We start from the raw sequence: 10,030 nt of genomic DNA on the forward strand, positions 1-10,030 counted from the left end.
CGACACACCGTCTCATTGCCGCTCTCGCGTGCCGGTCTATGCCGCGAGCGCCATGAACCTTGCGATGTCCTGGGGTGCAATCTGAATCCGCGACTGCTGCCGGAGATGATCGATGCCCAAGGTGCGGAGATCCTCGTTGAAGTCGCCGAGAGTCGGCGAGATGACAATCGCCTCGATCCCGACCGCGTTCGCCCGTTCGATCAGGCTGTCACGCGCACCGTCACCGGCCGGATCATTGTCGCGCACGATGTAGAGCCGTCGGAGCGTATAGGGGAATAGGATGGCGGAGAGATGCGCTGCCGAGAGCGCCGCCAGCATCGGCATGTCGGGAAGCACCTGTCGGAGCGAAAGGACGGTCTCGATGCCTTCGCCGGCCGCCATGACCTCGCCGCCGGCGCTGAAGCGCACCGCGTTGCCGAGCAGGTCGCCCATTGCTCGCCTCGGCGTGCCGATCGGTGCCTTGTCACGCGATCCGGGATCGAGCCAGGTTCGGTGCGCTCCCGTGATCCTGTCGTCGAGATCGGTTACAGCGGCGATCATCGCCGGCCAGGTCTCGGTCGGCGCGTGCTCGTCGGGCCGATAATAGCAGCGTGGATGGAAGCGAAGGCTTCCGGTTCCGTGTAAATCCGTAATGCCGCGTTTCCGTAAATACGCTTGCACGATCGTGCCTGTTATCGGCTGCGACATGGCGATGAGACGTCTGGCTGCTTCCGGCGAGCCGCTTGGTGCCTGCCGTTGGCGCTCCGGAAATCGCGGCTCCGGCTCGGGGGGCGGCATGCTGAGGAAGGTCCGGGCCTCATCGGCCACGTCCTTGAAGTCGATCAGGCCGCAGCTTTCACGGATGACATCGAGGAGATCGCCATGTTCGCCGGTGGCGGCGTCGGTCCATTTGCCCGCGACACCTTTCGGCGAATCCTTCAGCCGCACATACATCGAGCGGCCGGGCGTGTTGCGCACGTCGCCTACCAGCCAGTAGCGGCCCTCGCGACGCCCGCTATAGAGATAATGCCGGCACACCGCCTCGGCCTGCCGGCCAAGACTGTGCGCAAGGTCGGAGGCGTCCTGCCGGGCCATCACGCGGCCTCCCGTTCGGCGATGCGGGCGATCGGGAAGGTGTCGAGCAGCTTGGTGAGGATGGCGGGCCCTGACGCATCGATGGGCACGAAGAAGCGCAGCTTCCACGAGATGATCTCGCTGAACAGGCCATAGGCCCGCAGTCGATCCCGCATCGCATCGGTGAAGCCCGACAGCTCGATGCGGTTGGTCCCCATCACGCGGGCGCGGCGCAACTGCATGCCGTCAGTGAGATCGAGAATAGTCGTGCCGCCGATCAGCGCTGTGAAGGCGGCGTCTGGCGTCAGGGTGCTGGCGCCCATGGTGCCGGCGTTCGCGGCCCAGGCGGGGGATACGCGGCGACCGATGATGCGCTCGCCCGCGTCGGTCTGGAGCCGATAGACCCGCGTCGACTCGTTGGGCAGACGCTTCCAGATCGGCAGCAGCAGGCCGGCGACGATGTGGATAGTGCTGTCGGAGAACTCCGGCACCTCGGCCAGTTCGGTATCCCAGGCGGTTGCGAAGGTGCGGCGGTCGGCTTCCTCCCAATGGCTCTCGTCCATCATGCGCAGTGGCGCGTAGTGCTGCTCCATCGGCCGGATCAGGCAGACGCGCCGTTCGATCTCGCCATCGTCGAGCATCATGGATGGCGCCGGGATCTGCACGGCGGCCCGGCCGGATCGGCCGTTGACGAGGAGCCGCGCGCGGGGATCGGCGAGATGGTCGATTGCCGTGTCCAGCGTGGTCGGCCGGTTGCGCTCTCGCCGCATGATGGTGAGCAACCGCGTCTCCGCAGCCGTGCCTGGATGGGTGTGGATCACCTGGCTGTCGGTGACGACGAAGCTTTCGGCCTGCAGCGTCTCCAACCCGACATCATAGACGCCGCTCCGGACCGCGCCCTCGATCTTGGCAGTGAGGAGCTGCTCAAACGCCGTGAAGAGCACGCCCTGCAGATCGATGGTCAGCGCGAGGAGCCTGTTGAGGAAGGTGGTGATCGGCGGCAACTCGTCCTTGATGCCGTTGTCGTCCATCAGCTTCAGGCCGGTGGCGGATTCGAAGCGGTCGAGCGAGCAGCCGTCGACCTTGCCGCTCACGAGCAGGAGATAGAGCTGCCGGAGCGCATCGCGCGCATAGTGCGATTCCAGATTGTCCTCGGGTCGGAAGAGGCCCTGTCCGCCCGTCTGGCGCTGGCCGCGTGTGATCGCGCCCAGCGTGTCGAGCCGGCGCGCGATAGTCGAGAGGAAGCGCTTCTCGGCCTTCACGTTGGTGGCGATCGGCCGGAAGAGCGGCGGCTGCGCCTGGTTCGTCCGGTTGGTGCGGCCCAGGCCCTGGATGGCGGCATCGGCCTTCCAGCCCGGCTCGAGCAGATAGTGGACGCGCAGGCGCTGGTTCCGCGCCGCGAGATCGGCGTGGTAGCTGCGGCCGGTGCCGCCCGCTTCCGAGAACACGAGCACGCGCTTCTGGTCATCCATGAACGCGGCGGCTTCGGCAAGATTGGCGGAGGCGGCGCGGTTCTCGACGGCAAGCCGCTCGCCCTTGCGCACCACGCGGCGCGAGCGGCCCGTCACCTCGGCCACTATGTCGGTGCCGAAACGCTGGACAATCTGGTCAAGCGCGCCCGGCACGGGCTCAAGCGATGCGAGCCGTTCGATCAGCTCGTCGCGCCGGGCGGCGGCTTCGCGGCTTTCGACGGGCTGGCCGTCGCGAAAGACCGGACGCGATGACAGATTGCCCTCGCTGTCGGTGAACGGCTCGTAGAGCTGCACCGGGAAGGAATGGGCGAGGTAATCCAGGACATATTCCCTCGGCGTGATGTCTACCCGGACGTCGTTCCACTCCTCGGTGGGAATCTCTGCGAGACGCCGTTCCATCAGCGCTTCGCCGGTCGATACGATCTGAATCACAGCCGAATGACCTTCGGCCAGGTCCTGCTCGATCGAGCGGACCAGTGTCGGGGTCTTCATGCTGGTCAGCAGATGGCCGAAGAAGCGCTGCTTGGCGGATTCGAAGGCAGAGCGTGCGGCCGACTTCGCCTGCCGGTTCAGCGTGCCGCTGTCGCCGGTGATGTTGGCGGCCTGCATCGCCGCGTCGAGATGATTGTGGATGATGGCGAAAGCGCCGGCATAGGCATCGTAGATGCGCGTCTGCTCGGGCGTGAGCTGGTGTTCGAGCAACTCATATTCGACGCCGTCGTAGGACAGCGATCGTGATGTGTAGAGGCCGAGCGAGCGCAGATCGCGCGCCAGCACTTCCATGGCCGCGACGCCGCCATTCTCGACCGCCTCGACGAATTCGGCACGATTGGCGAAGGGGAAATCCTCGCCGCCCCACAGGCCGAGCCGCTGGGCATAGGCGAGATTGTGGACGGTGGTCGCGCCGGTCGCCGAAACGTACACGACGCGCGCGTTCGGCAAAGCGTGCTGGAGGCGCAAGCCCGCACGGCCCTGCTGCGAAGGAGCGACATCGCCCCGTTCTCCCTTGCCGCCACCGGCGTTCTGCATGGCGTGGCTTTCGTCGAAAATGATCACTCCGTCGAAATCGGAGCCCAACCATTCGACGATCTGCTTGACCCGCGAAAGCTTCTCGCCGCGGTCGTCGGACCGTAGCGTGGCGTAGGTGGTGAAAAGGACGCCTTCCGCGAGACGGATCGCGGTCCCTTGGGGGAAGCGCGACAGCGGTGTGACCAGCAGCCGCTCCATGCCGAGCGCGGACCAGTCGCGTTGGGCGTCCTCGAGCAGCTTGTCGGATTTGGAGATCCAGACCGCCTTGCGCCGGCCCTGGAGCCAGTTGTCGAGGATGATCCCGGCCGACTGGCGGCCCTTGCCGGCGCCGGTGCCGTCGCCGAGCATGAAGCCCTTGCGGAAGCGAACGGCATTTTCCGCGTCGTCCGGCGCGGCCGAGACGAGGTCGAAGGTTTCGTCCACGGTCCAGGCGCCGGCGAGATAGTCGCCATGGGCCTCTCCGGCATAGATCACCGTCTCGAGCTGGGCGTCGGACAGCACGCCGTCGCTGACGATATGGGCGGGAAGCACTGGCCGATAGCTCGGCTTCGGCGGTGCGACCGACGCCATCGCCGCCGATTGCACGAGCTTGGTGGGATGCGACTGTGCGAGGGGGATGCGGATCGACTCGAGCGCATAGGTCTCGTAGATCGAGTCCGATAGGCGGCCGCCCTCGGGCGGCGTCCAGTCGATCGTCTCATAGTCGAGGGGCACGCCTTCGGGCTGCGCTATGCGGCGCGCAGGCGCTGCTGACGCGGCCCGGGCGAGATAGCCGCGCACGGTGCGCGGCGCGCCGGGCGCGTCGGCGATCGTTGTCGGGAGCGATACCGGCAGCCGGGTCGGAACCTGCTGGTCGATCCACGCGAGCAACGTCGCGACATCGGGCGCGAGGCCGGCGGAGTCCGGAAAGCGTGCGGGGTCCTCATCCGGCGCCTTGTCGATGACGGTCAGGCGCGTCTCGATGGTCGTGCCATGCTTGGCATAGACCGAGCCCGCGACGGCGGCCGTGAACACGACACGCCCGCGCTCCTGCAGGCGGATGAAAGCGTCGCGCCAGGCAGGTTGGTCAGGTGAGAAGTTCGCACCGGTGATGGTGACAAGGCGGCCGCCATCGGCGAGACGCGCCAGGGCCGAGGCGACATGGCGATAAGCGGCGTCGGCCACCCGTCCGGTGACGTTTGCCATCACCGAGAACGGCGGGTTCATGATGATGACGCTGGGAACGGCCGTCCGATCGAGGTGATCGTTGATCTGTGCGGCGTCGAAGCGCGTGACCGGGATGGCCGGAAAGAGGGAGGTAAGGAGATCGGCGCGGGTCTCGGCAAGCTCATTCAGGATGAGCGCGGAGCCGGCGATCTCGGCGAGAATCGCAAGCAGGCCGGTTCCGGCCGAGGGCTCCAGCACGCGGTCGGCCGGAGTCAGCGATGCCGCAGTCAGGGCGGTGAGACCGAGCGGGACCGGGGTCGAGAATTGCTGGAAGGCCTGCGCTTCTTCTGAGCGGCGCGTATGCGTCGGCAGAAGGCGGACGATCTTGGTCAGCGCGGAAAGACGTGAAGCCGGCGAAGCGGCTTTGCGGAAAAGCGCCTTTCCGTATTTGCGCAGGAACAGGACCGTCGCGACCTCGCAAGCGTCATAGGCCGTCTTCCAGTCCCAGGCGCCGACAGCGTCGGACGCGCCGAAGGCCGCCTCCATGGCTGCGCGCAGTGTCCCTGCGTCGACCGGTCGGCCCTGTTCAAGATGAGGGAGGAGATGCTCGGCGGCGGCCAGCACGGCGGAGGCCGGCAGCGTCGCGGGCGCGAGCGGGAGCGAGACTGCCGGGACGGCAGCCGGAAGCGGAGCATGGAGCATGATGGAGACCTCGGAGAGCTGAGACGGACGAGCCGGCCCGGCGCTCTCTCTCGACCGGACGGGGCTCAAACCCGTCCCGGCCACCCTCTCACTCTGTCGCGGGCTGAGCCCGGCTCATCGCACCGCCTTCCGGCGGCGGCGATCTGACGCTAAACTTTCCCGGGAAAAGAAGTCGCGGCGCCTTAACTCACTGGAGTTCGCCGTGCCGGTAGGAAAGAGGCAGGCGAGATGAAGGGAAGCGCGATCGGCATCATTGCGGCGGGTTGCCTGGCGGTCGGGTTCGGCACGGGGTTCGTCTTTCGGCCGGTGATTGCGCCGGTGTCTGCGTCGCCGGCTGTCGAGGCCGGGGTCGCGCAGCCGACGGAGGACGAGGCGACGGCCGCGGTTCGGCGTCACCGGCTGTTCACGGGACCTTTGACCAATGCGACGCTGAAGCTCGGCGACTGTTCGCCGGGTGGCGTCGGCCCAGGCGTCACCTGCATGACGCAGATCGTGATGGATTCGACGAAGCCGAATGCGCCGCCGCAGAACCGGCCGATCGGCTTTGCGCGCGTTAACGGTCAGTGGGAGGTCGCGGTCTGGTAGCGACGGACACCGGGATCGATCGCGAACTGGCGCAGGTGTTCTTCGCCAATGGCGAAGGTTTCCTGCCGAGCGCTGCGTTGGCCGATCGCGGTGATGCGCGCGAGACCTGCTACGCGATCGCCATTGCCTCTGAGTTGGTGCTGAAGGCGTTTCTCGTCGCCCAGGGCTGGAGCGACGATCGATGTCGCCGTGAGATCCGCCATGATCTGGAGAAAGGCCTGGCGTGCGCACTTGCGGCGGGGCTGGAGAAGACGCCGAGCGAGCTGGGCTATGTGATCGGCGTATTGAACGCCTACTATCCGAACCACGCATTCGACCGTTTCGTGGCTTCGGCCGGGGACGAGGCATTTCCGGTCAGAGCCCGCTCGGTCATCGCGGGCCTATTCGGCAGGGTGCGGCCTCATGTCGAGGTTTCGGGCGGGTCATAAATCTCGAACGAATTGCGTTCGGCGAGATGTCAGTGCGACTTCGCGAAGACCTTGATGCTTTCCGCCATCGCCTCGACGATGCGCTCGAATTGCTCCGGATCGCGGACCGAGCGCTTCAAGTCCTCGGGCCACTGTGGATTGGCGTCTGCCCACTTCATCAAGTCCGACGCCGCGATCCCGCGATGTTGGATGACAAAATTGCTGATCTTCGCCGGGACGCGAGCGAGGACAAACTTGGCGTTGGCGGGCTTGGCGCGCGCGAGGATCACCACGGCGCGGGAGAACCCCTGCAGGTCGTCCTCGCCCGCCAGCTCGGTCATGAGATCGAGAACGGCGCCAGAGGGGGTGTTATAGGCCGCCGATCCGTGTTCGGCGATGGCTTGGGCAATGCGTGCTTCGGTCTGTGAGCTCACGTTCGGAACCTCCTTGCTGAGTCCGTCGAGCGCTTCGGCCTTGGCCCGTCGGTCGGCGGCTATGTTTCGGATATCTTCCGCGTCCTTTTCGCTAGGAACCCAGACGCGGACCTCTTGCCAGCCTTCGAGTAGACGGGCGTCGCGTTGATTCTTGACGCGTTGAACCACTGTGCGATCGGCCATCGTAATCTCCGTACTGTCGTAACGATCCGAATATGATGCGTAACGACAGTACGTTCAAGGCCGCAGCTAGGAATTCTCTGCTCACCTGGCAAAAAAAGAGCGGAGCGGCCGGAGCCGCCCCGCATGTCATTCATTCCGTCGCAACAAGCGGGCGTTCCTCATCTTCGGCATCCGCCGGGACGTCGTCTTCGTCCTCGCCTGCGAGGAACTCGGGCAGCGCGGCGCTGCCGACTTCACCGTCAGCATCGTCTTGGGCCATCGGCGCGTCGGCCTGGTCGATCAGCCGCAGGGGCTCGGGCAGCCAGCCGGTATCCGCCAGCAGGCGCTCGGCCTCCTTGGCCATGTCGCCCTTCTTCAGATGGTCGATGAGCTGCGCGGCCTGGTCGCCGGCGCCCTCGCGGACCGCCTGAAGGATGCGGGGCTTGGTGACGCGGCCGAGATAGTTGCCGACGGTCGGACGCCAACCGACGTCCACCATGTCGAGGCCGGTGGCGCGGGCCAGTCGATCAGCCTGACCGAGCCGCATGTCGAGGCCGTGCTGTGAGTGTCAATCGGCGTTGTAACTGGACCCCTTATCGGCGTCCAAAAGGAACCCCTCCTTCAGGTTGCAACGGTTAGCGCCCGCCGGCCTGGAGCTTTCCATATTGCGCAGGGTCGGCGGGCGCGGTTTGATTGTCTTTCTCGGCTTTAGCTTTGAGAGCGGTTTTTGAAGCGCCAGGATTCATTTCCGGTTTCGACAATCTCGCAATGGTGGGTAAGCCGGTCGAGCAGAGCGGCGGTCATCTTTGCGTCACCGAAGACGGCAGGCCATTCGCCGAACGTTAGGTTCGTCGTGACGATGATCGAGGTTCGCTCGTAGAGCCTGCTGATGAGATGGAAGAGAAGCTGGCCGCCGGCCTGGGCGAACGGGAGATAGCCGAGTTCGTCCATGATAACGAAGTCGAGCCTGGTGATGAAGTCAGCAAGCCGGCCCTGCTTGCCATTGCGCGCTTCCGTTTCGAGCCGATTGACGAGGTCGACGACGTTGTAGAAGCGTCCGCGCGCACCATTGCGGATCAGGGCGCGGGCAAGCGCGATGGACAGGTGGGACTTTCCCGTGCCGGTGCCGCCGACCAGAACGATGTTGTGCTGCTCGGCGAGGAATGCCCCTGTCGCCAGCTGGCGCACCAGCCCTTCATTGACCGGTGTGTTGGTGAAGTCGAAGTCGTCGATATCCTTGGCCAGCGGCAACTTGGCGATGGTGATCTGGTATTTGATGGAGCGCGCCTGCTTCTCAGCGATCTCCGACCGCAACAGGTCGCCGACGATACGCGGCGGCTCGTGCTGGCGCTTGATGCCGGAAGCCATTGTCTCGTCGTAGGCGCCGCGCATGCCGTAGAGCTTCAGCGTGCCCATCATGTCGAGGATTTGGGATCGTTCCATATCAGCTTGCCCTCCTGAGGCTGTCATAACGTGCGCAATCGGCCAGAGGCTCATGGGTCAGGCGGAGCGCATCGGGAATGGAAAGGATGGCGGCCGGCTGCGGGTCCCGCTTGCGGGCCAGAATGTTGATGATGACGGCGGACGAGAAGACACCCTCATCAAGCGCCTCTTGGCAGGCCACCTCGACGGCGGGCAGTCCGTCGATGCCGACACATTCCAGGATCGACACCATCTGCCGATCACCGTCATGCATAACCTTCAGCCGGCGGCGCACCTTCTCCATGGCGGTGGGCAAAACCCAGTCGTGGAACGGTGCGCCATTGCGCAGCGCTCCCGGCTTGCGAGTCAGGACCGGAACGTAATGCCATGGATTATAGATCGTCTCGCCACGGCCGAAGCAGCGCTCGTGCTGGCCGATCTCGACACCATTTTGCCGGATGACGATGCGGTCGGCATAGGCATGTATCTCGGCCGGGCGACCGACCGCGGTGGACAGCACCGAGTATTTATTGTTGTCGAAGCGCACCAGGCAGGTCTTGCCGATCGAGGCCTGAACGGCATGGAAACCATCGAACTTGCCGGGATAGCTGACCAAGTGCGGACGCTCCGCATCGAACACTTCCCAGATCGTGCGCTCCGTCTGATCGACATGCTTATGGGCGCGGGCATAGCTGATGCATTTGTCCATTAGCCAACCGTTCAAATCGTCGTAAGATTTGAAGCGCAGCCGGGGTGTGAAGAAGCGTTCGCGGACCAGATTGACCTGGTTCTCAACCTGCCCTTTCTCCCAGCCGGAGGCTGGCGTGCAAGCGACGGGTTCGACCAGGAAGTGACTGCACATCTGCAGGAAGCGGCGATTATATTGCCGTTCCTTACCGACGAAGACTGTCTCAACCGCCGTCTTCATGTTGTCGTAGATGCCACGCGTGCAGGCTCCGCCGAAGAAGGCGAACGCCCGGTCATGGGCATCGAAGACCATCTCCTGCGTCTCGCGCGGATAGGCCCGCACATACATCATCCGGCTGTGGCAGAGCCGGACATGCGCCACTTTCACCCCTGTCGTCACGCCATTGAGCACGACAATCTCGTGGCTCCAGTCAAACTGGTAAGCCTCGCCGGGCGCGTAATAGAGCGGCACGTAGGCTTCCGCCGTCACGGCGCCGCGCGCTTTCGACCATGTCCTCGCATAGCGCCGAACGGTGTCGTAACCGCCTTCGTAGCCGAGGTCGCGCAAATCCTCATAGATCCGGATCAGCGTCAGCCGTTCGCGCGAAGACTTCGCCTCATTAGCAAGCAGTATGCCATCAAGCTGATCGCGCCATGGACCGAGCTTCGGTTGAGGTTGGTGTGTCCGCTCGTATTTGAACTCGGTCTCATCGGTGCGCAAAACCTTCCGCACCACTTTGCGCGACACGCCCAACTCCCGGCAGATCGCCTTGATCGACTTCCCCTGAACCAGCGAAAGCCGGCTGAGAACACCGGGAATAAAAGGGGCCACGGACCGGACCGGAGCACCGGGATAAAAAAGGGCCAGTCCTGTTAGACCTTCGCTTTTGTGCGGAGGTGGAAGGATGAAGAGAGTGGAGCTTTATCAGAA

General features: G+C 64.7%; 6 protein-coding genes and 2 pseudogenes. 2 read left to right on the forward strand and 6 right to left on the reverse strand.

Features of this window, described 5'->3' with window-relative positions; all coding sequences use genetic code 11:
* Positions 1-36 precede the first annotated feature (36 nt).
* Together C2R25_RS02600 and C2R25_RS02605 are read right to left on the reverse strand one after the other, a co-directional pair.
* Entirely contained in the window at positions 37-1,074 is a 1,038-nt protein-coding gene (locus C2R25_RS02600; protein WP_103727735.1) for a toprim domain-containing protein, read from the reverse strand.
* Positions 1,074-5,402, reverse strand: a complete 4,329-nt coding sequence (locus C2R25_RS02605) for a strawberry notch family protein (protein WP_103727736.1) — start codon at positions 5,400-5,402, stop codon at positions 1,074-1,076. The genes C2R25_RS02600 and C2R25_RS02605 overlap by 1 nt, the downstream gene beginning before the upstream one ends.
* A gap of 228 nt (positions 5,403-5,630) precedes the next feature.
* Between C2R25_RS02605 and C2R25_RS02610 the strand changes: the two genes are divergently transcribed.
* Both C2R25_RS02610 and C2R25_RS02615 read left to right on the forward strand, forming a co-directional pair.
* The gene (locus C2R25_RS02610) at positions 5,631-5,987 is read left to right on the forward strand and encodes a hypothetical protein (protein ID WP_199183743.1); all 357 of its coding nucleotides are present in this window, start codon (positions 5,631-5,633) and stop codon (positions 5,985-5,987) included.
* The gene (locus C2R25_RS02615; protein WP_103727737.1) at positions 5,966-6,415 is read left to right on the forward strand and encodes a hypothetical protein; all 450 of its coding nucleotides are present in this window, start codon (positions 5,966-5,968) and stop codon (positions 6,413-6,415) included. Before C2R25_RS02610 ends, C2R25_RS02615 begins: the two co-directional genes overlap by 22 nt.
* 29 nt (positions 6,416-6,444) lie before the next feature.
* Here the strand turns inward: C2R25_RS02615 and C2R25_RS02620 are convergent, their stop codons facing one another.
* The 4 genes and pseudogenes from C2R25_RS02620 to istA form a co-directional block, all read right to left on the reverse strand.
* The gene (locus tag C2R25_RS02620; protein WP_103727738.1) at positions 6,445-7,011 is read right to left on the reverse strand and encodes a hypothetical protein; all 567 of its coding nucleotides are present in this window, start codon (positions 7,009-7,011) and stop codon (positions 6,445-6,447) included.
* Positions 7,012-7,141: 130 nt separating this feature from the next.
* A pseudogene (locus tag C2R25_RS02625) lies at positions 7,142-7,555 on the reverse strand (DNA-binding protein); the annotation flags it as partial.
* A 143-nt stretch (positions 7,556-7,698) separates the two neighbouring features.
* Positions 7,699-8,433, reverse strand: a complete 735-nt coding sequence (gene istB, locus C2R25_RS02630; protein ID WP_103727739.1) for an IS21-like element helper ATPase IstB — start codon at positions 8,431-8,433, stop codon at positions 7,699-7,701.
* Positions 8,434-8,440: 7 nt separating this feature from the next.
* Positions 8,441-9,931: pseudogene (istA, locus tag C2R25_RS02635) on the reverse strand (IS21 family transposase); the annotation flags it as partial.
* Between the last annotated feature and the right edge of the window lie 99 nt (positions 9,932-10,030).

This window comes from Novosphingobium sp. HII-3 (assembly GCF_002916655.1).
GTDB lineage: Bacteria > Pseudomonadota > Alphaproteobacteria > Sphingomonadales > Sphingomonadaceae > Novosphingobium > Novosphingobium panipatense.